Raw genomic sequence first — 25,094 nt, 5'->3', positions numbered from 1 at the left:
GGGTGGTGTAGTAATGCTTATAGCAAAAAACCACCTGATGCAAGCGTTAAAATAGGAGTATTCAAGCTAAATACCATATCGTATTCACCCCAAAGTATAGAAGAAAGGTGATCTACAATCAATACAAGGAAAGTATACGAGACATTTTGAAGCAACTGTGCGGATATAAAGGAGTAGAGATTATCGAGGGACGCCTCATGCCAGACCCTATCCATATGCTGGTCAGTATCCCACCGAAAATGAGCGTATCTAGCTTTATGGGATACCTAAAAGGGGAAAGTGCACTGATGATCTTCGATAAGCATGCAAATTAGGTCATTTGTGGCTTGCTTCAGTAGATTGTGGGCAAGGGAAAGCCACCCGACTTCGAGGGTCACTTTTTCCATTCCTCGTAGCAGAAATCGCCGGAAGCCCCGGTTGTTCTTCAGTTGGCCAAACACACGGCCAGGGCATAGCCTTCTTCGCTTCGCAGGATGTTCCGAGCCTGCTTCTGGTACCGCAAACAGAGCATGGACGTTCTCCTGCAATTTCGCTTTGTGTTTGCTGACCGCTTTGCCCCAAACAAAGGTGTAGCGATTGGCATTGGCCTCAATCTTGGTGCCATCCACAAAGTAATGCTCCAAAGACACGTATTTTTCGTCAACCAGAAACTGAAGCGATTAAGAGTGCGGAAGTCGGGTCGCTGCCGTCCGGCCAGCCACATGAAGGGATGTTCTCTCACACGGCTTTAGCGATTTGACGAGACGAATAGATTCGCTGAGTATAGGCGTAAATAATGACTTTGGTAAGCATCTTAGGGTGGTAGCTGTCGCGGCCGCCGCCAGGATAGACAGCGTCAAAGAGCGTCGTCCAGCCGATGGGCGATTTCTTTGTTGTTTTTTTAAAAGATGTAGAAACAATTTCCGCTTAAACAGTGGAGAGGACGGACTGATTGTGGAAAAGCGGTAGCGGTCGCCTTTGTCCCCGGATTTTCACAGCTAAGGAGAATCAAAAAAATCTGGGGACAACAGCGATTGGAACAACGGTCCATTCGCGGAGCGTCCACTCTAAGTGCTCAAGTTTATCTTTCTACAAAACAAGGGCTGTCCCAAGCAGCCATTTCATGGCTTTTGTGACAGCCCCTTGATTGTGTAACGGCTTGGCCTACTCCATTTTGCGCCAAAGATTTTTTGCGCGCTGACGCGGCTGGACTGAACCTCTACCCCAACTGTCGGACTCTTAATCTGGATTTAACGGGTTCCTTTGAAATCCTGACAAACTATATGCGGTACCTTGAAAAAACCGAAGCAGAGGCACCAGATAGACCAAGGTTTATTCCACTGTCTATACCAATGTCTATTTCAATGTCATTTCCAATGTCTACTCTAATGGGGCACTTCACACCTCTGACTAGACGGTTTTTTGTAACTTTAGACTTTCTTAATGTGGCGATACCAGCGTGATGGCGTGACTAGTACTACTAACAAGACTAACGAGACTAACCTGACTGGTATATCGGCCCTCAGCTCCGGCTCAACCGGCTCAGCTCCGCGGAAGCTTACTGCCGTATCTAGCCCGCAGCTGCTGAAGCTTATCCAGCTTGCGCAGACTGTGCTCCTTGCTCAATAGCCCCACACCGAGGATCAGATTCTCGATAATGTAGGTCGGGCCAACCATGGAGTGAAACTCCCATACTTCGCCGCGTCCCGCGTACAGCACGATATCGGCATCATAGGAACGGGGGAAGACCAGTCTGTCGGTAATCAGGATGACCACATACCCCGCTTCGCGCGCGTAATCGAGAATTACCTCCGTTTCCGGCAAAAGCTGGACAAATCCGAACACCAGCACAACATCCTTTTTCCCGGCATGCATCAACGTTTCCAGCAGCTCGTGACCGCTCGGGGCCATCCGTTTGATCGAAATTCCAAAGCGGGCCATCCGGTAAGCCATCAGTTCAGCGAGGCCCGCACAGGGTCCGGGACTGTAAACATAGATTTGCCTGGCCGCAGACAGGGCTTCTACCGCACGCTGCAGCAGCGCGTCATTCAAATACCGGCTGGTCTCCTCCAGATGATGCGAGCTGATCTCCAGCAGCTTCTGCGGGAGGGAGCCGCTTCCGGTCCGCTGCATCACATCGCGCATTTTTTCGGACGGAGTGGATTCAAAACGGAAACGGAGCCGGTTTTTGAAGTCCTTGGCATGCTTGAACCCGGCGGCTTTCCAGAACCGGGAGACCGAAGCGATGCTTAAGCCCAGCTCGTTGGCGATCTCCTGCTCGGTCATGTATAAGACGCGCTGCTCATTTTTGGGGATGAAATCGGCAAGGATCCTTTGATTCGGCGAAAAGGGGCGGCGGTTCCAGTCTTTGTACATAGCGGTAAGGCCTCCTGATTAGAAGATTCTGCTTCCACTATACGGTCCCAGTGTGTTGTAAATATTTTTACACCGTTAAAAAAACTGAAAATAACATTACATTGCATTAACAATCGGGAAAAGCTGTGCTGACACGCACTTTCTATACTTAAGGTAATTTCCTGGAGGGGGCCGATTGTTCATGAGTACGTTAAAAAACCGTTATACGCTGACCCAATCGCAAAAAATGATGATTTTTGTGCTGTCCATGTCCTTGTACGGGTTGTCCAACATGTTCACGGAGCTGATTCCAAGCCTGCAGCTTGGGCCGATTGAGCTGTCTGTCGAGTATTTCGCCTTCATCCCGCTCACGCTCTGCATGCTGTTTCATCCGCTGTATGCCGCCGTGGGTGCCGCTGTTGGTGAAGTAATCTTCGGCGAACTGATGCTCGGCCAATTCGGCGGGCTGGGAGAGCTGGAGAAATTCATTACCTTCTCACTGGCGATGTACACGGCAGGCCGCATGGTCTCCGATCCCAAGAACCGCAGGCAGGTTGGGGTGGCGGCAATCAGCGGGGTGGCCATCCACCAGTTCTTCAGCTCGGTCATCGACATCGTCAAGGTATGGGTCGGGGTCGAGGAGCTGGAAGCCGTTAAAGGACTGGCCGAAAGTATTGTAATCATTGAGGGTGTGGGTTTTCTGAATGATGTGCTGTTCTCCGGCATCCTGTTTGCGCTGCTGCCGACGTTATACCTGGTGCCGCGTTTATACGGAAAAATCGAACCCTTGCTTGGAATGAAACCCCGCGAACGGAATATGAAATACGCCAGCGGTGCCTGGCTGTCACCGAAGCTCATCATTGGCGGAATTATCCTGTCACTGCTGGCGCTTGGTGCGGAGCTGCTGTCTGAATCCGGCTGGAGCATCGGTGAGTTCGAGCTGCCTGGGGCCGAATCTCATGAGGGAAGTCTGATCTGGCTGAGTATGCTGGCCGCTGCGGTTGTTGCTGCAGCTGTGATTATTGTGATGCTGCGCCGCGCTGCCCGCAGGCGGCAGGGGGGAGGCCAATTTGATGCGTAAGCCGGTACTTGAACTGAAGGAAGTAACGTTTACGTATCCGGGTGCCGAGCAGCCGGTGCTGCAGGAGGTATCGCTCAAGCTTGAGGAAGGTGACTTCATTGCGGTGATGGGCAGCAACGGTTCGGGGAAATCAACGCTCTGCAAATGCTTCAACGGTCTGATCCCGCATTATTACACTGGTGATTTTGAAGGTGAGGTTCTGCTGCGTGGAGAATCTGCAGCCGGGAAAAGCGTAAGCCAGCTCTCCAGACATATGGGCTATGTCTACCAGGATTTTGAGAATCAGCTGGTCCGTCCGACTGTGCTGGATGATGTATGCTTCACCCCGCTGAATTACGGCCTGGCCGATTACCGGGAGCGGGGAGAACGGGCCCTTGCGCTGACCGGACTCAGCGGCATGGGCAGCGAATCCATCTGGCAGCTCAGCGGCGGGCAGAAGCATTTGCTTGCACTGGCCGGAGCGCTGGCTATGGACCCGGATATTCTGGTCATTGACGAGCCGGTTGCTCAGCTTGATCCGCAGCATGCCCGTCAAATCTACGACATCCTGCGCCGCCTGAATGAACAGCACGGCAAAACCATCATCGTTATCGAGCATCATGCCGAGTTCATTGCGGAATACTGCCATTCGGTTGTGCTGATGGACGGCGGCAGGCTGCGCTGGCACAAGCCGGTGCGCGAAGCGTTGTCTTCGGTGGAGGAACTGCTGGCGCTGGGCATCTATCCGCCCGATGTGACCCGGGCAGCCTGGATGCTGCAGCCCGGACCCCGGAGCGGAATGCTTTATCCGCTGAACACCGGGGAGAGCGGCGGCTGCTTCATGCGCCGCCGCGGCAGCGAATGGTCCGCCATTGCCGCAGAGCAGCTTCCCGCACCCGTTGGGCGGAAGGGAGAGGCCATTGTCAAGATGGATAAGGTCCTGCTCTCCTACCGGACCATCCACAAAACGGTTCATCCGGTGCTGAAAGGAATTAACCTGGAGCTGCGCTCCGGGGAATCGGTTGCACTGATCGGCAACAACGGCGCAGGGAAGTCTTCGCTGATGAAGCTGATTGCCGGCATCACCACACCAACCGGAGGAACCGTTCATGTCAAGGGAATGAAGGTGAACGGCTTGCCGCCGGAGCGCCTCTCCGGTATTGCCTCCTATGTGTTCCAGAACCCGGAGGATATGTTCATCGACGACTCTGTGCGTGGAGAGATCGCCTACTACTTGAAGGCAAGACGGCTCGTGGATACGGATGAAACGGTAGAAGCGATGATGGAGGCCTTCCGTCTGCAGGAGCTGGCCGAGCGTGACGCCCGCCTGCTCAGCGGCGGGCAGCAGCGCCGGGTTTCGCTGGCGATTGGCGCGGCTGTCCGTCCGGCAGTGATGCTGCTGGATGAACCTACTGCCAACCTGGATATTTCAACGAAGCAGGAGATGGTAGAGGTGCTGGAGACGCTGCGCAGTCACGTGGAGACTGTGGTCATCGCCACCCATGACATGGCGCTGGTAGCGGAATGGGCCAGCCGGGTGATCGTAATGAACGACGGGATGATAATTGCCGACGGCAGCAAGGATGAAATATTCTCCGATGGCGCGTTGCTGCGCCGCGCCGGGCTGGCTGAAACCCAGCTCATGGAGCTGAGCCGGATCCTGGGGCTGCCCCGCAGCTGCTGCAGCCTGGAAGAATTTACCCGGAATGTGGAATGGAGAAAGGAGGCGGTTACGCATGGTGGAAACAGTCAAACGGGCACTTAACCGGATTTCAGTCGAGCAGATCAAGCTGGAGCTGCTTGGCAATGCTTACAACAGCAGCAGTACTTTCCTCGGAAGGCTGGACCCGCGCACGCTGCTGATCTGGTATGTATTCTTCGCGATTGCGCCCTGGTTTGTGTACAACCGGACGATTTTGCTCGGTATGTTTGTGCTGATGGTCATCACGACGATCCTGTCCCGGGTGAGTCCCTATATCATATTTATTCTCTGCCTGGGGCTGATCAGCCAGATCGGCTGGATGTTCCTGGTGTCACTGTTTTTCGGGGGCGGGGCGGAATCGCTGCTGCCCATGCTGACGCTGACGCTCAAGCTCTCCGTCATTTCACTGGCGAGCATTACTGTCTTCTCCAGTCTGGACCCGGAGCGGTTGAGTGACGGACTGTCTTCTCTAGGGGTACCGGATGCTTTTGCCTTCAGCTTGTCTTACGGTTACCGGATTCTGCCCACACTGCTGGAAGAGTTTCACCAGATCCTGCTCTCGTTCAGATTAAGAGGCCAAAGGCCGCTGAAGCATGGAATCCTGTACTGGCACACTGCCGCTTATTATTTGCGGATTATCGTGCTGGTCTTCTATCCATTGATGCTGAATACAGCTAAGCGTTCCCGGACAACCGTCGAAGCGCTGGAGACCAGAGGGTATACTTATGCAGTGAAGAATCCGCAGGTGCGAAAGATGAAGCTATCATATCTGGCTATGAAACGAACCGACTGGGCTTTTATTGCAGGCTCTGCCGTGTATATAGGTTTGCTGTTTCTCGCGGGTTCTGCCTATCCGAATTTGCTCTATTAATCTCACCCTCAAGCACAAAGGAGAGAAATCCATTTATGAATATAGATCTGCATACCCATGGCAAGCTGTCCAAGAAATCAAGCTTCTCCCCGGATTACTTCCGGGAGATGGTCAGGGAAGCTATAGCGAACGGTCTGGATGCCATCGCCCTGACTGAACATTTTAACACTTCGAATTTCTTCGCTATGTATGAGACGCTGGACCGTATGTATCCTTATAACGGCCATTATTACGAGGCGGACGGCCTAAAGATTTTCCCGGGAATGGAAGTGGATATTGCCGAGACGGGCCATATTCTGCTGATCGGGCTTAAGGAGCATATTCTGGATGTCCGTTTCAGTCTTGAGGGCTACACCAAAGAGGGGCATTTCATACCGTTCCGTCAGCTGCTGGATCTGGCTGATTCCCGGGACTTGTGGAAAATCGGAGGCCACCCGTTCCGGAGCTCCACTCCGCTGCATCATCTGGACCCGGAGCAGCTGGCCCGGCTGGATGCTTTTGATTTCAATGCCAAGGATATTTACATGCAGGGAGCGGAGGTATACCGTGCATTGATTACTCCTTTTGCTGCCAAGCTGGGTGTTCCGGTCATTGCCGGAAGCGACAGCCATCAATGCCTGCAATATGGCAGCGTAGTGAACAAGCTCGAGTGCACCTGCTCCACGGTGAAGGAATTGAGAGAAGCAGTGCGCAAGGGCTATTATTCCATAGAAGTTTCTCCCTGCCTGCACACCAAGGTCAAGGCCTCGGTCATGATGAAAAAGCTGCTGAAGCAAATGTCGGGCGAAGCCCCGTCCAGGGATGAGGCTGAGGAATACTCGGCTTAGCGTGCGATGCTCTGAAGCCCAGCACGATCCCGCACCGGGAAGGTGCTGGGCTGCCGGTAACTGAAGCAAGCTTAGGATGCGTTCATCATCTTAAGCTTGGCATGTTCAAAGGTTGATTACACGCATTTTGGACAAATATAATATTATATCAATTATCTAACCAATATCCTGCAATGACAGCGGCAGAAAGCTCTACGCGGAAATTCGAAACGTCAATGGATATTTGCTATACTCCTCAGTTATAAGTTATATGTAATAATACATAACGTCAGTTAGGCGAATGTTCTGGTTTCATTGGTTTAACACTCACTTTTTTCTAGAATTTAATTAAAAACATCAAAAAGTATCGACAATCTCATATCAATGTTTTATAATCCTACTAACAAGTCGTCTATTGTGTGATATAAACTAACATTATTAAAGAGGGGAGGAAGTTTTAATATTTATAGCAGATACAAATTTATGGTATTGACACACGCGATAAAAGCGCTTACAATCCCCTTAAGGAAAGGTCCTCTCACTGTATGAAATGTTCACGGGCATGGAAGGAGGCTTTTATTTTTAGGACGAAAGTTAAAAGGTTTTAATTATGTGGATATTTTTTTAGGACTAAAGTTAAAAGGTTTTAATTTTACAGCACATGGGAGCGAGGGATGTTAATGATTCCAGTCTCAGTTACTAAAGAACATAAGATAAAGCAGGATTCACTGGCACGAAGGTTTTTCAAGCAATGGGATATTCAACTGATGGTGATTCCCGCATTGTTGTTCGTTTTTGTTTTCAGTTACATTCCGATGTATGGGGTGCTGATGGCATTTCAGGATTACAGCATTTATAAAGGTTTTCTACATAGTCCCTGGGTCGGATTCAAGCATTTTGAGATGTTCTTCAATGCTCCTGAATTCTGGACCGTGATGCGTAATACGCTGGTGATCAGCCTGCTCAAGTTTTTCGTTGGTTTTCCGGCTCCGATCCTTCTGGCGCTCATGCTAAATGAAGTCAAAAAGGCTGCATTCAAGCGGGTCGTTCAGACAATCAGTTATTTGCCGCATTTTCTGTCCTGGGTCATTGTCTCGGGGTTTGTCATTTCCCTCCTGTCGACCGATAACGGCAGCATTAACATTCTTCTGCAAAGTGTGCATCTGATCGATGAGCCTATTAACTTCCTATCAATACCAGAATATTTCTGGACGATTCTCGTAACGACAGATGTCTGGAAAGAAATCGGCTTTGCGTCCATCGTGTATCTGGCTGCGATTGCGGGTGTGGACCCTCATATCTACGAGGCAGCCTCCATTGACGGAGCTAGCAGATTTAAGCAGATTTTCCACATTACCATTCCTTCCATTCTACCTGTCATTACCATATTTATGATCCTGGCTATCGGCAACTTGCTAAGTGCGGGATTTGAGGACATTTTGCTCTTGGGCTCCAACCCGGTATTGCGTGATGTCTCCGAAGTTCTGGACACGTATGTGTACCGGATAGGGATAGAGAATTCAAGATTCTCCTATGCGACGGCGGCTGGACTGTTCAAGGCGATCATAAGCGTAGGCATGCTGACTATGGCCAATCTCTTCGCACGAAGATCGGGAAACAGCTTATGGTAATCCGGGGATATGACTTGAAGGAGGCGGCTGCATCATGCACAGGATGAGTTTTGGAGATAAGATATTGAGCTGGAGTATCTATTTTCTGCTATCGGTATTGGCGTTTGTGACTCTTTATCCCTTCTGGAATGCGGCAGTTATTTCATTTAACAACGGAATGGATACGGTTATGGGAGGGGTTACCTTCTGGCCCCGCGACTTCACACTGGACAATTATAAAATTGTGTTCGAGGATTCAAGGCTTGTGAACGGCTTTGTGATCACGCTGCTTCGGACAGGAGTCGGAACGTTGCTATCTATACTGGCTACGGCTATTCTGGCATACGGCATGACGAAGCAAGAGTTGATAGGGCGCAAGTATTACATGATTATGTGCATCGTTACGATGTATTTCAGCGGCGGTCTGATTCCTTCGTTCCTGCTGGTTCGGGAACTGGGACTAATGAATACGTTCTGGGTTCTGGTCATTCCCGGGATCATCAGCGTGTGGAACATGATTATCTTCCGAACCTTTTTCCTGGGGCTTCCCGGGGGCCTGGAAGAATCCGCGAAAATAGACGGATGCAGTAACTGGGGAGTATTGTTCCGCATCGTGTTTCCGTTATCTGGTCCCGTGCTCGCGACATTGTCACTGTTCACAGCCATTTATCATTGGAATGACTGGTTCATGCCTAGCATTTATATCAACAATGTTGATTTGCTGCCGATTCAGACCAAGCTCCAGCAAATCCTCAATTCCAATATTATGAGCGAGCAGATGAGCCAGATGGATTCAGCGGCCAAAAGCCACATGGAACAAATGAAGACCGTCACGAGCAAATCCTTGTCCATGGCGACGATGATGGTTGCAACCGTCCCGATCATGTGTGTGTATCCCTTCGTTCAGAAGTATTTTGTGAAGGGTGTGCTGGTAGGCTCGTTAAAAGAGTAGTCTGTTGCCCAGTGGCCCTCTGGTCTTTGCTTCCGGGTTCAAAGCGTCATGCTTGACCAATAGATAGAATATTGAAGGGAGTTTTTAAGATGGTAAAACTGAGGAGATCCATGTTTATGCTTCTGACCACTGCACTGATGGTGATGCCGATGCTGGCCGCCTGTAGCAGCAACAACACGAACTCAACCCACAAGCCTTCAGGAGAAACGTCAACCGGGAACAACAAGGAAGGGGGATTTGCCCTTGGCGATAAGCCTCTGGAGTTCTCATTCTATGGGCATTACGATTGGTACTCCATGCCAGCCTGGGGAGAAGATCCGGCTACGAAATGGATAAAGAATACTAAGAAAGTCAATGTCGTTCCTATCAACTCCGGGGGGAATGCCAAGCAGAAGCTGAACACCATGATTGCCTCAGGCGATTTACCGGATGTGATGTGGATGGAACGAGGCTCCGATATTGAGAAGCTGCGTGCGAACGGCTTGCTGGTGCCCTTGGACGATTATCTGGACAAATACCCTAACTTGAAAAAATGGGCCGGAGAATCGACGCTCAATATGCTGCGCTCCTCGGATGGCAAGCTGTATCAATTCCCGAACTGGTATACCTCGCAGCCTAACGGCAATGCCGGATATATGGTCAACAAGAAAATCTATGAGGAGTTGGGCTCGCCTTCATTAGAGACTACCGAGGATCTATATCAATATTTGAAGCAAGTGAAGGAAAAGTATCCGAACGTCATCCCGCTGGAAGTCGGGCAGGCCGATGGAATTGAGATTTTAACCTCGGCATTTGCGGAGAACCGTCCTTATCGCTTTAATTCGATTATGGCCGTACCGCAAGGCAATGAGCTGACGTCCATCTTTAAAGATCCGGTATACCGTGAATCCATGCAATATTCGAGTAAATTAATGCGTGAAAGGCTGATGACGCAAGATGCGTTCACACAGAAGCGGGAGCAGGTATCGGAGAAGGTGACCACCGGACGTATTGCCGTGTTCGCATCATCGAGTCCAACCGAATTCGGGGCTGCTGGGGATGCTCTGCTGAAGGCGGCAGATCCGAAGGCAGGGTATATTATGGTCTGGCCTATACATAAAGCGGGTCTGGATCGTAACAAAATCTTCCCGGGCGATTACAATCAGCTGGGCTGGAACGTAAATGTCATTACACAAGCTGCAAAAGATCCCGAGGCGGTTTTTGCCTTCCTGGATTGGATGACAGGACCAGAAGGACAGCGTGTAACGATGTGGGGTCCGGAAGGTTTGTATTGGGACGGAACGGATGATGAGGACTCTCCGATTTTCACAGATAAATATACAAGTGATGTTGAAGGCCTAAGCAAATTGATGAACTCCACCGTGGACTTCCAATGGACAGGAAACACAGTCTATGTGGATAAGTCGAAGAGTAAATTTGAACAGACGCTACCGGAGGACAAACGTAGCTGGGAGACACGCTGGCAGCTCGAAATCACCTGGAAGACACAGTTTAATACGACGGAATTCGTTAATCTGGACCCGCCAGGCGACAGTGAAGAGGGAATCATTGCTCAGAGTGTGAAGGATGTATTCGACAAGGCCAAATCCAAAGCCATCCTGAGTGCCAAGAATGATGAAGAAGTGCTGGCAATTCTCGATCAGGCTGAAGTGGATGCCCAGAAGAATGGATATGCCAAGCTGCTGAAGTACAAGACAGAAAGATGGCAGGAAAACCTGAAGAATTTGAACAAATAATGCAAGCAAACTCCTACATCGAGTCCGGCGACACTCATGATATACTAAAAAGAACCAAATCAGATTAGGAGTTTACCTATGAAAGTTAATATATTCGATGTAGCCAGAAAGTCCGGATTGTCTGTCGTGACAGTCTCCCGTGTGCTTAACAATGTCTCATCGGTGCGGGAGAAAAACAGACAAAAGGTGCTCGAAGCCATTAAAGAATTGAACTATAGCCCGAACTCAGCAGCGCGAACCCTGGTCAGAGGGAAGACGGGGGTGATCGGATTAACGCTGACGGCCCTGAATGATACGGTGTTCGACAGTGTCGTGAAATCGGTCTTTGAAAGTCTCAAGCTAAGCGGCTACTTTCTGGCGCTATCCATTGATTCCGAGCCTGTGAATGGCTTCTCAGAAGCAAGTAATTTCTTGTTCCAGGAAGATCGTGTAGACGGAATCATCGTACTTTCTTCATTAGAAGAAGAGGCCTATGTCACTGAGCTGGAGCGCAAGCGAATCCCCTTTGTGATGATTGACAGTCATGGGGAGCACAGTAATGTTACGACGATCAACGTTGACAACTATTTGGGCGGGTATGAAGCGACCAAACATCTGATTGCGCTTGGACATACGCGTATTGCCCATATTACCGGACAAAGCGTGTTCCTCAGCGCCCGTCAGCGGAAAGAGGGCTTCATAGATGCAATGAACGAAGCCGGACTGTCTCCGTTCATGATTATTGAAGGGGGGTTCGGCACCAATTGTGGCTATGGCCTCATGCAGGACATGATTGCCCGCGGCAACATCCCGTCTGCCATTTTCGCCGCCGATGATGTCATTGCACTTGGCGTCATCCGGGCATTGAAGGAAGCGGGCTACAACGTGCCGGATGATGTATCGGTCATCGGGTATGACGACCAGTCTTTTGCCCAGGAAGTTCATCCTGCACTCACGACCATCCGTCAACCGGCGGATCTGATGGGACAGCATGCAGTGAAGATCCTGCTGGACATGATCAATGGCAGCGAGGTCAGCCATACCAGGGTGCAGCTAAAGCCTGAACTGGTTTACAGGAAATCTACATCAAAATATAAAGGCGACATTAGTCAGGGGTGACTAGGGATTGAACTATTATCTGGGGATAGATGCAGGTGGAAGCAAGACCATTGCTGTAATTACAGATGAGTCAGGAACGATTGTAAGCAGTGGAATGAGTGGATGCGGTAATCATCAAGTCAATGTGGAGCTGGCCCGGACCAGCATTACCGAATCGGTCGATCAGGCGCTGCAAGGCGCGCGGCTAAGCCGCAGCGATATTGCGTTCGCGTCATTTGGACTGGCCGGAGCGGACCGGGAAGCAGATTATGTTGTTTTGCGCCCGATGATTAAAGCGCTGGGCTTCACCAATTATGAGATTGTCTGCGATACCGTTATCGGCCTGCGGGCGGGTACAAGACAGCCGTATGGTGTGGTGTTGATCTGCGGAACGGGAACCAACTGCCTCGGAATTAGTCCTGAGGGACAAGAACTGCAGTGCGGTGGCTTTGGTTATGCATTCGGAGATTTTGGCGGCGGAAGCGAGCTGGCTGTCGAGGTATTCCGTTCAGTGATCCGCTCCTGGGAAGGCAGAGAGGAACGGACACTGCTGACGGAAGCGGTGCTGGGTACGCTCGGATATGACTCTGTAGAAAGCCTCTTTCATGATTATCTCGATCATGGCAGACATATTCCTGTGGATCTGACCAAGCTTCTCTTTCCAGCGGCGGATCAAGGTGACCGCGTGGCGCTTCGGATCCTTCAGCAGCAAGGGCTTGAGTTGGGTCTTTCGGCGAGAGCCGTCATTGAGAAGCTTGGAATGGAGGAAGCTACACTTGATGTAGTATTGGTCGGCAGTGTGCTGACCCGCAACGGCGGGAAATACATGGCACCGGCCATCACGGGGCAGCTGACAGAAGGCTGCACGATACGTGTATTAAGGATGGAGCCTGTGGGCGGTGCGATCCTGCGCGCGATGGAGAAATCGGGATTGACCATAGCGGATAAAGTATATGAAGCGCTTGAACAGCAGCTTTCCATAGAAGGAGCGAATACAGCATGGATAAAAGCTTAAAGGTCGTTGTGATTGGCGGCGGTTCTTCCTATACGCCGGAGATTATCGAAGGGTTTATTCTCAATTTTGAGAGCTTTCCTGTCCGCGAAATTGTGCTGGTGGATATCCCCGAAGGAGAGGGGAAGTTAAAAATTGTTGGCAATCTGGCGAAGCGGATGATTGAGAAGTCGGGTCTGCCCATTACGGTGGAGCAGACGCTGAACAGACGCGAAGCTTTGGTGGGAGCGGACTTTGTGACCACCCAGATGCGGGTAGGTCTGCTCAAAGCACGGATCTGGGATGAGACCACTCCGCTGAAGTACGGGATCATCGGCCAGGAGACAACCGGACCGGGTGGCATGATGAAGGCGCTGCGGACAATTCCGGTGCTGCTGGACATTTGCCGGGATATTGAGGAGATTTGCCCGGAGGCCTGGATGTTGAATTTTACGAATCCGGCAGGGATGGTTACCGAAGCCATTCTGAAGCATACCAAGGTCAAATCCATCGGGCTATGCAATTCACCGATTGCTGCTTATAAGTGGCTGTCGCAGTTGTATGAGACGCCAGCCAGAGACATTTACTGCGAATTTGTAGGCCTCAACCACCTGCACTGGATTACTCAGGTACACATTAAAGGAGAGGATAAGCTGCAGGAGCTACTGGATAACCGTGACGGTTATTCAGCCAAGAACGTGCCTCAATTCCAATGGAACGCCAGCTTTATCTCATCGCTCCGGGCCATTCCATCCTATTACTTAAAATATTTCTATCTGACCAGGGAACTGCTGGAGGAGCAGCAGCATGCCCTGGAGCATGAAGGAACCCGGGCCGAGGTGGTTAAGCGGCTGGAGGATGAATTGTTCGAGCTATATCTGGACCCCAATCTGTCGGAGAAACCTAAGCAGCTGGAGAAAAGGGGCGGGGCTTACTACTCTGAAGCCGCAGTACTATTGATGAAATCCATTTACAATGATACTCGCGATATTCAGACCCTCAACGTGCGCAATCAGGGAGTATTGGATTTCCTCCCGGCGGATGCATCTATTGAAGTGAACTGCGTCGTCACTAGCCAAGGGCCTATTCCACTGCCTGTATCCCGGGTGCCTGTGGCTGCCAAAGGGCTGATTCATGCGGTGAAAACCTATGAGCAGCTTACGATTGAAGCTGCTGTTACTGGAGACAGAGGGCTGGCTCTGCAGGCTTTGGCGAACCATCCCTTGGTAGATTCCGTCAATGTAGCGGAGCAGATGCTTGAAGAAATGCTGCTCAAGAACAAGGACTATTTACCGTTATTCTTTAAAGATTGAGCCGTAACAGATGTTTAGCGCATCGGTATTGAAATAGCTAGCCATATAAATTGAATCCCGGTAACTGTAAATAGACTGCTTTCTGTCGCTCTTGGCGGCGGCAAAGCAGTCTTGTTTGTTTTTTTATAGCTTGTTAACGTTCCATTCATAATACTTTGATAATCTCTATAAGTGTTAGGGCGGATGCTTATCCAATCCCAATAAATGATGATACGGAGGATAAATGATGTTTACGATGATGAAAAAAAGGCTAATCGCTGGTCTGGCCCTCTTGGCTGTTCTAGGTGCCGGGTTAGGGGGAACCCTGATGTTATCCGGGAAACTGGCCTCGGCTGAAACGGCTCAAGCCAAGCCAGAGGTGCATCAGATTGAAGCACCAGGGAATCTTGATGACAGTGCGGGTCTGACTACCTTCGTGGATGGAATAATGGAAGAAGATATGAACAGGCTGCACATTCCGGGAGCGGTCATCTCCATTGTGAGAGACGGAAAGATTATTCTGGCGAAGGGATACGGCAGTTCCAACCTGGAAAAAGCTGTACCGGTTGATCCCGCAACCAGCATGTTCCGGATCGCTTCAACCACTAAGCTGTTCACCTGGACGGCGGTGATGCAATTGATGGAGCAGGGCAAGATTGATCTGGATACCGATATTAATACCTACCTGAAATCAGTGAAGATACCAGCTACCTATCCTGAGCCTATCACGATGCGTCATTTGATGACACATACAGCCGGGTTCGAAGAAGGTGGCGTTGGCTATCAAATCACTACGGACCCTGCCAAACTGCCGGGGTCGATCTCCGAAACGCTCGACAAGCATATGCCGGCACGGGTAAGACCGCCAGGCGAGCTCAGTTCCTATTCCAACTATGGCGCCACACTCGCGGGCCTGATTGTGGAGGAAGTAAGCGGAATTCCTTACAATGATTACATTAAAAAGTACATTTTCGATCCGCTGGATATGGAACATGCAACCGTAGTGGAGCCTTTGCCGGAGCAGTTTAAGCCATACGAAGTTCTGGGTTACACAAGCAAGAACGGCAGTTTTGTTCCCGGTACACCTACATTCGAAGGCGGCTTTCGTCCCGCCGGCTCAGGTACAGTATCTGCAGAAGACATGGCTCACTTCATGATCGCCCATCTGCAGAATGGGAAGTATGGTGACAAGGAGATTCTGAGAGCGGGTACGGCAAAATTAATGCATTCGACGGCATTTCAATTCGACAAACGTATGCCTGGAGTGGATCTTGGATTCGCCGAGAAACGGTATAACGGCCTGAATGTTATTGCCCATGGCGGTGCGGACCCGATGTTCAACACGGAATTGTATCTTGTGCCTGCCAAGAATGTCGGCATCTTCGTCTCCTACAATGGCGGTCAGGGCAGTGAGTCCGCAGAAGGTCTGGTTCAAGCTTTTTTTAACAAATATTATCCTGCTCCTGTACCTCAGCAGCCAGTGATTTCCGCTTCTGCGGAATCTCTAGAAAAGTATGCGGGCTCCTATCAATTTACACGCCGCAATTTCAGCGACATTGATAAATTTTTCAGTTTTTTCGCCCAGATTAATGTAACCGTCTCAGACAATAAACTGTCCTTGGGAAGTGGCAGTGAACAACAATTGTATGTCCCTGTGGACACTAATCTGTTCCAGCATGAGGGAGGCACGGAACAAATCGGATTCCGCACCGACGACTCCGGGAAAGTCACACATATGCTCTTGGGCGCTATTCCGGATATGCCGCTGGAACGCACACCGCTCATAGATAAGAACAAGTTCTGGCTTGTCCTGCTCGGCGTCTCGGGCCTGATTTTCCTCACTGCTCTGCTGGGACTACTGTTCTCCAGACGCAAGCTCAAGGTAATGACGAATCCTGAAAAATGGGCGATTCGACTCTCCGCAGCGACAGCGGGTTGGGGACTAATAAGCTTTATCACAACATTTGCAGTGCTTATGTCGTTGGACACGCTGGAGAGACTCAGCAGCGTCAGTACCTCATTTTATCTCGTTTTAGCCATGCCTGTGATATTCGTTGGAATGACTCTGGCTTTGCTTGTCTCGGCTGTGCTGGCTTGGAAGAACAAGTACTGGACGGATTTCACACGCGTGCATTACACTTTTGTGGCACTTTCCGCTGTGGCACTGTGCCTGTTCTTCTACCATTGGAATCTGCTGGGCTGGCAGTTCGGCTAAGGCCATTTCTTGCCAGGAACAAATCATATATAATATAAGCCTAAGAGAGGAGGATGATCGTGGCTATTATACTTATCGCGGATGATGATGCGAACATCCGAAAGCTGATGTCTTTGTACCTGCGAAAAGAAGGCTTTGAAATCAAAGAGGCCAGCGATGGCGTCAAAGCGCTGTCCATCGTGGAGAACTCGCGGGTGGATCTCGTTATTCTCGATATTATGATGCCAGGATTGGACGGTTGGGATCTGTGCAGAGAAATCAGGCGCTGGGATGCCAACCTCGCCCTTCTGATGGTAACAGCCAAAGCAGAGTCGGCACACAAGGTGAAAGGATTCCGACTGGGAACGGATGATTACCTGACCAAGCCGTTTGATCCCATTGAGCTGGTGATGCGGGTAAAAGCGCTGCTTAAACGCTCGCTGGTCGTTTCTTCCCAGACTGTACAGGTGGGTAATGTTGAGCTCAATCGCCGTACCTTTCAGGTCTTCCGTGGAAATGAGCCGGTCACTATTCCTTTGAAGGAGTTCGAGCTTCTGTTTCTGCTGGCCAGCCACCCCGGACAAATCTTCACCAGGGAGCAGCTGATTATGCAGATCTGGGGTTTGAACTATGAAGGGGATGGCCGGACCGTCGATGTCCATATCAGCCGGCTGAGGGATAAGTTCACTGGCAACGACGGGCAATTTCAAATCGAAACGGCACGCGGTCTGGGCTACCGGCTGATTCCTGAGTCATGATCAAGACCTTGTATGTTCGTGTCATTCTCACGTTTCTCGGCATCATTATTTTTAGCCTAATATGCTCTTTTCTCATTGGTCTATATGTCTTTCAGAAGCAAATAAGCTATGAGGGTCAGAACGAAATGATCGCAGTGGGCAAGGAAATCATTCATCGCTATGATGACGCCAAACCTAAGGATAAGGATGAGTTCCTGAACAGTATGGTTAAGGTATCCGCATACCCGATCCACCTGTACAATCCTTCCGGGGAACATACCTTCTATGGGCTCAAAGATAATCCAGCTGTCATCATCACCCCCGAAGCTGTCAAACAAGTGCTGCAAGGAAAGTTCTATCGTTCCAGCGCTGATGATAAGGATACATTCGTCGGAATGCCGTTTCTGCTAAAAGGGGAGTGGCATGCGATGTTCCTGCAGTATTCCGCCGAGAACGAAAATATCGTTAACCGGATGATGCTCTTCGTGCTTCTACTTGTGCTATTGCTCGGCAGTATATGTATTCTCATTGCCGCCAGGTATCTGGTGGAGCCAATCAAAGCACTGACAAATGCGACGAAGAGGCTGGCAAAGGGTGATTTCGAAGTAGAGTTAAAGGTGAACCGGGTGGACGAAATAGGGGATCTGACGCAAAGCTATGTGGAGATGGCCGGGGAGCTCAAGCAGCTGGAGCAGATGAGGCAGGATTTTGTATCCAATGTCTCTCACGAAATTCAGACACCGCTGACGTCTATTTCCGGGTTTGCCAAGGCTTTGCGGAGTGATGATCTGGTAGTGGAGGAAGAACGCGGCGAATACCTAGATATCATTATTGCGGAGAGTGACCGTCTGTCCAGACTCAGCGATAATCTGCTGAAGCTTGCTTCCCTGGATTCCGAGCACCATCCCTTCGAAGCAGGCGACTTTAATCTTGATGAGCAAATTCGAACCGTCGTTGTAACCTGCGAGCCGCAGTGGTCGGCCAAAGGCATCGTCATTGATCTTGAGCTGCCGGTGGCTGTCAAAATCAAGGGAGATGAAGATCAGCTTAAGCAAGTCTGGATGAATCTGCTTAGCAACAGCATCAAGTTTACACCGCAGGGCGGGAACATCCGTATCGGGATAGACGTAGGAGCAGCAGCAGTATCCGTTACCATTAGCGATAACGGGACCGGTATTTCCCCGGAAGAGTTCAGCGCGATATTCCAAAGGTTCTATAAAGTCGACAAGTCACGGAACGGGAACAATAACGGCAACGGCCTTGGACTGGCGATTGTGAAGAAAATTGTCTCTTTGCATCAGGGGAGTATCGAGGTGGATGGTGCAGTAGGAGAGGGCACGACGATTATCGTCAGACTTCCTTTCTCTCCATCTGTTGCGGCCAGCCGGAAGGTCCATAAGCCCTCTGATGATGACCTGGTGAAAGGGAAGTAAGCTGACTTCTGTGGATTGCATTGCCCCTTAAGTGCTCATGAAGCACACTTAAGGGGTTTTGTGATGGTTGGTATGCCGTACGCTCTGCATGATGAAATCTTTGAACTGGCGATCGTTAGCCATGTCTTCTTCTGTAACTTCTCCGCCGCGTTGGTGGGCAATAATAACGGCTTTTTGTAAATACATGAAATACAGGTGGGTGGACTTCAGCAGAATGTCCATCCATCTTGTTTTTTCCTCTGGAGCTACCGGTACGGTGTCCAATTGCACTAGGCGCGTGTACCAGCCCTGCATCGCTTGCTTGAAATCAGGCAGTTCAGCGGGATTCTTGGATAGAGTGCTATAGTAGACGCCAAAAATGGCATCGTAATAGATCAACGACTCCTGATGCTCCCTAAGCGCCAAATACTTGTCCAGAATAATCTCCAGGGATTCTTCGGGCTGCTCGAAACGAAAGTCAAACAGCAGCTGTCCGAACATCCGCTCCAGATTCTCAACATAGATCTGGGCGGCTAATTCTTCCTTGTCCTTATAATGATGATACAAAGTACGCCGGGAGACACCGGCTTCTTCTGCAATCTGAGCCATATCGGTGCGCTCAATGCCTTGCGCACAGAATAGGTTCAGCGCTGTATCCTTAATCATCTCCCGCGTCATTTGCATCTGCTTTTCACGCAGCTTCATCTATCTTCTCTCCTGCCTCTTGCTATTTTTCCTTGTGCTAAATGTCTTTAAATCTTAAATCTGCTGAGCTTACTCTTACTTCTCAAGGAACTTGCTGCCCACCGAATAGGGCTTCTGATGGTTAACCGCATCCCCCAGCCATTTCAGCAGTGTAACACCATCCTGCTCTGCTTGAAAAAAAGTCTCTCGCGTTGCAAATGTGTGCGGGGTTGTGCCCTTCTCAGCATCCAGTCCATAGTCAGTCAGATAATAATAATAATTCGGTAACGCGGCGTCCAAAGAACGCACGGATGCCCGCATTTGCTGTGACCATTCGTTGATCTTCTTCTGGTCCTGTGGCCCTTTATAATCGTTGATGTTGTTCTGAAAGTGAATCAGGATCTCGTCAAATAACGAGTAGGATTGTAATAGTATAGCATTGGGCGGCAGGAGATATCCGTTGGCTTTAAAGGCTGCCCCGATGATATCCGCTTCGGCGGGATACCCAAATGTCTTGGTAAAGTCAGCGTGCCATTCCTGATCCACAACCTTCGGCCATTTGTCCGATTTCAGGAAGGAGCTGTCGGAATATTGATAAATCTCGGAGTCCTTATAATGACTGGCAATCTCCTCCGCCCAGAAGGCGGAGCCGAACCCACCGGCACTTTCGCCTGCGATGAGCAGCTTGTCGGGCGTATCCACATTAGCATAAATCCAGTCGAGGCCGCTCCGCACGTTATTGCTGCCGTTATAGCGCATAGTGAAGGGGGTGCCGTCTTCCTTCTTATATTCCGCATTGTGCTTGCCGATATGGAAGTCACCGGTCGAATAAGGCAGATATACAACATTCCAGCCGTTGAAGGGGTTGTCAGGGTTATCCGTGTCCATCATGCCTCTCAGCAAGGAGAGCATATAGAAGGGGATGTTGGCAAAATAATTGCCTGTATCCCCGCCCTTAATGAAATTCATGATCTTGATCGGATGCTCGGCGCTTTTGGCATCCCAGCTGGCCCCGCCTCCGGAAAAGAAGATGATCCAGTTATTGTTTTCCCCTTTTTTATTCCACAGAAAATACTCTGATCCGTCACTAGAGATGACATTTCCGTCCAGCTTAACTTTATTCCACTTGTAAGGCTTCACTTCTGCCAGTTCGGAGGCTGTAGTCGCCGGCCTCTTGATTACAAAAGTGCTGATCACAAGAACGGCAATCAAAATAAGGCTCAACAATCCAATTCCTGTGAACATCGTGATTTTCCCTATTCTTCTCATATCCATCTCCCCCTTAATGGGAGTATACGTCAAGTTAACTCGTTACACAAGGTGTATACTTATCGTAACAACCGACCTTAGTCCAGTTTTCTACCGAACAGGATTTCGCTTGCCAGACAGAGAAATACATAGAAACGATCTGCACATTCGGTTGACCGGGAAGGAGATGACATATTATGCGGAGTGAAAAGTCAGTGATCGGACAGCTGGTGCAGTACAAGGCGATGAACACAGCTCCTGTCGTTGTGATGATGTGTGGTGTGGCAGGGTCGGGTAAAACAACCTTTGCTCAAAAGCTGGAGAAAGAGGGATTCGTCCGTCTTTCAATAGATGAAGACATTTGGGCTTCTCACGGACGTTATGGAGTGGATTACCCTGAAGAGAATTATGAGCAGTATAAAGAACAATCCGAGATGAAGCTGCGCGGGGAGCTGGTCCGCCTGATCCAGGCGAAGCAGCATGTCGTCATCGATTTCAGCTTTTGGCAGCGTCAAAGACGGAACGATTACAAGCAGCTGATTGAACAGTATGGCGGCGTGTGGGAACTGATTCATTTGAAGGTTGAGCCTGAGGAATTACGGCAGAGGCTGCTAATCCGCAGTGAACGATTTGATGCCAATGCGGCGTTTCCAATCACCGAGGACACGCTCACACGGTTTTTAAACGGTTTTGAGACCCCTTCAGGGGAAGGGGAAACAGTGGTCTGAGCATAGATTATTTTCACATCCCCAAAATGCTAAGTTTATAAAATATACCCAGTCCAACACTGAATTATCGTGTTCTGACTGGGTATTTGCTTGTTGCAACTTGTTATTCTTTCGTTTCTTTAGGCGTTACCCTAGCCGGACGAACAACCCAATTGCTGCGGTTCATCGGTTTTACTGTATCAATCCGCGGATTCGGAATCTCAGGAGCGCTCTCGGCTGGGGTTGCCGATTCTGCGGATTCTTTGTCCGTTACATTTTTCTTCGCCAGTCCGCCTCCGTTATGCTTACCTTTGTTCCACACTCTGTTCTTGCCCATGGTTACACTCCATTTCTATACGCTGATTTATTTACCATATCACAACATGGAAAGGTAAGAAAGTACACTGGCGACTGCTATTTCAGTTACCGGGATTCTTCATACAGCAAAAATAGTCCGGAAAGTGAGTTAATATACCCCTAAGCATAAAAGAAATGTTTTGACAAGTTATAAAATGTACTATTGATTCGTGCTGTTGGTGACTATAATAATATAGAATTGAAAGGAGAGCACTCTGATGCCCATCAAGATAATTACGGATAGCGGTTCCGACATCCCCCTTGAGTACGTTAACCAATATGATATTACTGTAGTCCAGCTGCCGGTTCATTTCGGACATGAGCTGATGCCGGAAAATACGGACACGAAGGCTTTTTATGCTAAAATGTGCGAATCGAAGGATCTGCCGACCACAGCAAGTCCCAGTCCGCAAGTCTTCCTGGATAAGTTCAAAGAAGTGGAAGCAGGTACTGACATTATGGTCGTCTGCATGTCCTCCAATATTAGCAGCACCTATCAGGCCGCGATGATCGCCAAGGAAATGTATGAAGAAGAAGGATTTCCGAATGCGATTGAAGTTATAGATACGAAGAGATTTTCCGGTGGACTATCCCTGATTGTCGCCTTTGCGGCGAAATGGTCGGTGACCTGTTCAAGCCTTGCGGAATTGAAAGAAATGATTCTTCTCAAATCCCGGGAAGTGGAAGCATTCTTCACGCTGGATACGTTGGAAAATGTAATCAAGGGCGGACGGCTGAACCGTTTGTCGGGCGCGGTGGCTTCGGTGCTGAACATCAAGCTGCTGCTCAAAATCAGCGAGGAAGGTACAGTTGAGGTGGTGGAGAAAACCCGCGGGCTGCCCAAGGCGCTCAACCATCTGCTGGCCAAGCTTGAGGAGAAGCAGCATGATTACGAGAAGGCGGTTATTGCCATTGTGCACAGCAACTGCGAGAAGCTGGCCCTGGAGATTAAAGAACGCATTCTCGAAAAACACCCCTTTAAAGAGGTCGTATTCTCCAGCATGGGACCGGTTATGGGCACCTATGCCGGCGAAGGCGGAATCGGAGTGGCTTTTTAAAGGGAATGTAGCCCTAAAAAAGATAAACAAGCCGTACATGGGAACTAGCCCCGCGTGCGGCTATTTTGTTTTCCGGGAGACCTGTCTGGGGCGGTATTCTATAAGATATGGGAGGGAAGACACCTTACTATAGGCATCAGCATAGACTGAAGCAAAACCAATTACGGAGGTCAACCAACATGTCGACATATAATTCCAGCCAGCAAGCGACGGTTATCTATCAAGCCGACCCTGCTGTAGTCCAGCACCTGCACGGAGTCCGTGAATCTCTGCATCACTCCTGCAAGCCCTACTTAAACCATAAAGTGAAAGTACAGACGATTGACGGACTCATGCATGAGGGAATCATTGCGGGGATGGACAGCAAAAATCTGTATCTGACAGTAACTGCTACCACACAATCTGTACGCGGATACTATAATCCGTACTACAAACCATTCCCGCCGGGTCCGGGCTACTATCCATATCCCGCGCCGATTAACAATAATGTGATCTTACCGCTTGTGCTATTCGAGCTGCTTGCCATCTCTTTGATCTAATCCCGGCCCTATCAGGAATAGAAGACATGATCTGGATCATCGGCAGCTCTGCCGTATGTTCTGGTCATGTCTTTTGCCGTTTGTATCTGTATAAGATCAATCCGGGCTTCCGAAGACTTGCTATTCGATGTAGAATCAAAGGTGGATTGCGGGATTTTTTTCAGGAGGTAGAAAATGATTACATACCCTTTATTAAACGACGGGGCGGCGATCGGTGTGACAGCTTCTTCATATGGCGTAAGTCCACTAGACCGTAAGCTGTTCGAGCAAGCCTGTGAGCGGATGAAAGAAAAAGGATACCGGGTGTATTGCGGCGAGACGGTATTTAAACAGAATAAAGCCAAATCAGCTTCAGGCAAAACACGTGCCGAGGAATTTAACGCCATGATGCAGGAGGATGCCATCGACCTTATCATTCCGCCATGGGGCGGGGAATTATTGATTGAAATGCTGGAATATATAGATTTCAGCCTGGTGCAGGAGAAATGGATATTGGGTTTTTCCGATATCAGTCTGCTGCTGCTTGCCGTTACGCTGCAGACGGGTCTGGCAACAGCGCACGGTCCAAGCCTGGCAGATCTGCGGGGGAAGCAAACCGATAACACTACAGCCATGTGGCAAAAGGTAATGTCCACGCCCCGTGGAGGTTCGATTATGCAGAATTCTTCGGCAAAGTATCAGCAGGAGGGGGGAGTGGACGTTGATTCCCCCTTTATCTTTCATTTGGATGAGCCGACGGTTTGGAAATCGGTGACTGCTGGTGAAGTAACGTTGTCCGGGCGTTTGCTTGGCGGCTGCATAGATGTGATCCGGCATATCATCGGGACACCTTTCGGAAATGTGCAGTATTTCCAGCAGAACATGATTCACAACGAACCGATCATGTGGTATTTGGAGAATTGTGAATTGAATACTGTGGACTTGCGCCGGTCTTTGGTACAGATGAAACTGGCTGGCTGGTTCGAGCATTGCTCCGGTATTATGTTCGGGAGAAGCGGTGCCAATCGTCCGGTGGACAACTATACGGTGGAGGATTGTTACAAAGAATTGTCCGGGGAGCTTCAATTGCCGGTAATCTATGATGTTGACTTCGGCCATGTTCCGCCGCAGCTTACTTTAATCAACGGGGCGTATGCGGAAGTGAAGATGCAGAACGGTGCGGGGACAATTACCCAGTATTTTAAGGATTAGCGGAAAATGATTAAGGGACAGCCCGGCGGCTGCCCCTTTCTTTGTTCAGACTGCTGAATCCACTTCGCCGCTATTCTCAAATCTGATGTTGTCAATCATGACAGAGATTTTCCCTGAAGGGACTTCAAGCTCATACTCATGATTGCGCTGGGCCATCAGCAGCTGCATACCCAGTGGCGACAGCCAGGAAATCTTCCCTTCAGCCGGGTCGGTGTATGCAGGGAACACAATGGTGTAGGTGTCTATATAACCATCCTCCAAATAGCGGAGGTCCAGCCGGCTTCCAATCAATACACTGGAGCATAATTTCTCTTCACTATAGTCCGAGAGAAGCTGCTCTAGAATAGTGCAGTAGCGGTTAATCAGTTCCTCCGCCTGTTTTCTCTGAGGATGTTTGCCAGGGTAATAATGATTGAGAAATCCATTTCTCTCTTCATCAAAATATAACAGCTGCTTTACCAGTTGAGTCCGGGAGGTTTGCAGTAGAAGACTATGGTTCATAGTAGATTTCACCCCCTCTAAGAAAAACATCCCCT

General features: G+C 49.7%; 23 protein-coding genes and 2 pseudogenes. 18 read left to right on the top strand and 7 right to left on the bottom strand.

Translation table 11 applies throughout. The features are described 5' to 3' along the window. Positions 1-59 precede the first annotated feature (59 nt). Positions 60-311 (top strand): annotated as a pseudogene (gene tnpA / locus NST07_RS20970) (IS200/IS605 family transposase); the annotation flags it as partial. Here tnpA and NST07_RS20965 read toward each other — a convergent pair. From NST07_RS20965 to NST07_RS20955, 3 genes and pseudogenes are all read right to left on the bottom strand, one after another. After that, positions 267-527, bottom strand: a complete 261-nt coding sequence (locus tag NST07_RS20965; protein WP_342481961.1) for a transposase — start codon at positions 525-527, stop codon at positions 267-269. The pseudogene tnpA and the gene NST07_RS20965 sit on opposite strands and share 45 nt — an antisense overlap. Then, positions 522-843: pseudogene (locus NST07_RS20960) on the bottom strand (transposase); the annotation flags it as partial. The pseudogene NST07_RS20960 and the gene NST07_RS20965, both read right to left, overlap by 6 nt. Positions 844-1,521: 678 nt before the next feature. Beyond that, on the bottom strand, positions 1,522-2,355 hold the full coding sequence (locus tag NST07_RS20955) for a MurR/RpiR family transcriptional regulator (protein ID WP_342480106.1): 834 nt from the start codon (positions 2,353-2,355) through the stop codon (positions 1,522-1,524). Positions 2,356-2,536: 181 nt separating this feature from the next. On the opposite strand from NST07_RS20955, the gene NST07_RS20950 reads away from it, so the two are divergent. From NST07_RS20950 to NST07_RS20890, 13 genes are all read left to right on the top strand, one after another. Further along, positions 2,537-3,415, top strand: coding sequence for a cell division protein FtsQ (locus NST07_RS20950; RefSeq protein ID WP_341378978.1), 879 nt, complete (start codon positions 2,537-2,539; stop codon positions 3,413-3,415). Further along, on the top strand, positions 3,408-5,159 hold the full coding sequence (locus NST07_RS20945) for an ATP-binding cassette domain-containing protein (RefSeq protein WP_341378977.1): 1,752 nt from the start codon (positions 3,408-3,410) through the stop codon (positions 5,157-5,159). The genes NST07_RS20950 and NST07_RS20945 overlap by 8 nt, the downstream gene beginning before the upstream one ends. Then, on the top strand, positions 5,131-5,967 hold the full coding sequence (locus tag NST07_RS20940; RefSeq protein ID WP_342480105.1) for an energy-coupling factor transporter transmembrane component T: 837 nt from the start codon (positions 5,131-5,133) through the stop codon (positions 5,965-5,967). Before NST07_RS20945 ends, NST07_RS20940 begins: the two co-directional genes overlap by 29 nt. Positions 5,968-6,002: 35 nt before the next feature. After that, positions 6,003-6,794, top strand: a complete 792-nt coding sequence (locus NST07_RS20935; protein ID WP_341094120.1) for a PHP domain-containing protein — start codon at positions 6,003-6,005, stop codon at positions 6,792-6,794. Positions 6,795-7,453: 659 nt separating this feature from the next. Continuing rightward, positions 7,454-8,404 (top strand): ABC transporter permease subunit, encoded by a 951-nt coding sequence (locus NST07_RS20930; protein ID WP_341094119.1) that lies wholly within the window; start codon positions 7,454-7,456, stop codon positions 8,402-8,404. A gap of 34 nt (positions 8,405-8,438) precedes the next feature. Further along, entirely contained in the window at positions 8,439-9,335 is an 897-nt protein-coding gene (locus tag NST07_RS20925) for a carbohydrate ABC transporter permease (protein ID WP_341094118.1), read from the top strand. Between the two features lie 89 nt (positions 9,336-9,424). Then, on the top strand, positions 9,425-11,071 hold the full coding sequence (locus NST07_RS20920) for an extracellular solute-binding protein (protein ID WP_341094117.1): 1,647 nt from the start codon (positions 9,425-9,427) through the stop codon (positions 11,069-11,071). Between the two features lie 78 nt (positions 11,072-11,149). After that, positions 11,150-12,169, top strand: coding sequence for a LacI family DNA-binding transcriptional regulator (locus NST07_RS20915; protein WP_341094116.1), 1,020 nt, complete (start codon positions 11,150-11,152; stop codon positions 12,167-12,169). Positions 12,170-12,176: 7 nt separating this feature from the next. Further along, positions 12,177-13,163 carry a BadF/BadG/BcrA/BcrD ATPase family protein gene (locus NST07_RS20910; protein ID WP_342480104.1) on the top strand — a complete coding sequence of 329 codons (987 nt, stop codon included), beginning with the start codon at positions 12,177-12,179 and terminating at the stop codon, positions 13,161-13,163. Next, positions 13,148-14,452, top strand: a complete 1,305-nt coding sequence (locus NST07_RS20905) for a 6-phospho-beta-glucosidase (protein WP_342480103.1) — start codon at positions 13,148-13,150, stop codon at positions 14,450-14,452. The genes NST07_RS20910 and NST07_RS20905 overlap by 16 nt, the downstream gene beginning before the upstream one ends. Before the next feature lie 235 nt (positions 14,453-14,687). Further along, positions 14,688-16,646, top strand: coding sequence for a serine hydrolase domain-containing protein (locus NST07_RS20900; RefSeq protein ID WP_342480102.1), 1,959 nt, complete (start codon positions 14,688-14,690; stop codon positions 16,644-16,646). Between the two features lie 59 nt (positions 16,647-16,705). Next, positions 16,706-17,383 (top strand): response regulator transcription factor, encoded by a 678-nt coding sequence (locus NST07_RS20895; protein ID WP_342480101.1) that lies wholly within the window; start codon positions 16,706-16,708, stop codon positions 17,381-17,383. After that, the gene (locus tag NST07_RS20890) at positions 17,380-18,795 is read left to right on the top strand and encodes a HAMP domain-containing sensor histidine kinase (protein WP_342480100.1); all 1,416 of its coding nucleotides are present in this window, start codon (positions 17,380-17,382) and stop codon (positions 18,793-18,795) included. Before NST07_RS20895 ends, NST07_RS20890 begins: the two co-directional genes overlap by 4 nt. Before the next feature lie 48 nt (positions 18,796-18,843). On the opposite strand, the gene NST07_RS20885 is transcribed toward NST07_RS20890, so the two are convergent. Together NST07_RS20885 and NST07_RS20880 are read right to left on the bottom strand one after the other, a co-directional pair. After that, positions 18,844-19,479 carry a TetR/AcrR family transcriptional regulator gene (locus tag NST07_RS20885; RefSeq protein ID WP_341094108.1) on the bottom strand — a complete coding sequence of 212 codons (636 nt, stop codon included), beginning with the start codon at positions 19,477-19,479 and terminating at the stop codon, positions 18,844-18,846. Between the two features lie 75 nt (positions 19,480-19,554). Then, positions 19,555-20,727: a pectin acetylesterase-family hydrolase gene (locus NST07_RS20880; RefSeq protein WP_342480099.1), complete on the bottom strand. Its 1,173-nt coding sequence runs from the start codon at positions 20,725-20,727 to the stop codon at positions 19,555-19,557. A 176-nt stretch (positions 20,728-20,903) separates the two neighbouring features. Between NST07_RS20880 and NST07_RS20875 the strand changes: the two genes are divergently transcribed. Then, positions 20,904-21,434, top strand: a complete 531-nt coding sequence (locus tag NST07_RS20875) for an ATP-binding protein (RefSeq protein ID WP_341378968.1) — start codon at positions 20,904-20,906, stop codon at positions 21,432-21,434. A gap of 103 nt (positions 21,435-21,537) precedes the next feature. On the opposite strand, the gene NST07_RS20870 is transcribed toward NST07_RS20875, so the two are convergent. Beyond that, positions 21,538-21,750, bottom strand: coding sequence for a hypothetical protein (locus NST07_RS20870; RefSeq protein ID WP_038593656.1), 213 nt, complete (start codon positions 21,748-21,750; stop codon positions 21,538-21,540). Positions 21,751-21,988: 238 nt separating this feature from the next. On the opposite strand from NST07_RS20870, the gene NST07_RS20865 reads away from it, so the two are divergent. From NST07_RS20865 to NST07_RS20855, 3 genes are all read left to right on the top strand, one after another. Beyond that, on the top strand, positions 21,989-22,828 hold the full coding sequence (locus NST07_RS20865; RefSeq protein ID WP_342480098.1) for a DegV family protein: 840 nt from the start codon (positions 21,989-21,991) through the stop codon (positions 22,826-22,828). A gap of 179 nt (positions 22,829-23,007) precedes the next feature. Next, positions 23,008-23,367, top strand: a complete 360-nt coding sequence (locus NST07_RS20860) for an acetyl-CoA acetyltransferase (protein WP_341094105.1) — start codon at positions 23,008-23,010, stop codon at positions 23,365-23,367. Between the two features lie 174 nt (positions 23,368-23,541). Further along, complete coding sequence (locus NST07_RS20855; protein ID WP_341378966.1) at positions 23,542-24,558, top strand: S66 peptidase family protein; 1,017 nt, start codon at positions 23,542-23,544, stop codon at positions 24,556-24,558. A gap of 45 nt (positions 24,559-24,603) precedes the next feature. Here NST07_RS20855 and NST07_RS20850 read toward each other — a convergent pair whose 3' ends face one another. Next, on the bottom strand, positions 24,604-25,059 hold the full coding sequence (locus NST07_RS20850; RefSeq protein ID WP_342480097.1) for a GreA/GreB family elongation factor: 456 nt from the start codon (positions 25,057-25,059) through the stop codon (positions 24,604-24,606). Positions 25,060-25,094 lie beyond the last annotated feature (35 nt).

Source organism: Paenibacillus sp. FSL L8-0340 (assembly GCF_038593145.1).
Taxonomy (GTDB): Bacteria; Bacillota; Bacilli; order Paenibacillales; family Paenibacillaceae; genus Paenibacillus_AQ.
This window is presented reverse-complemented; position numbering and strand designations above follow the sequence as displayed.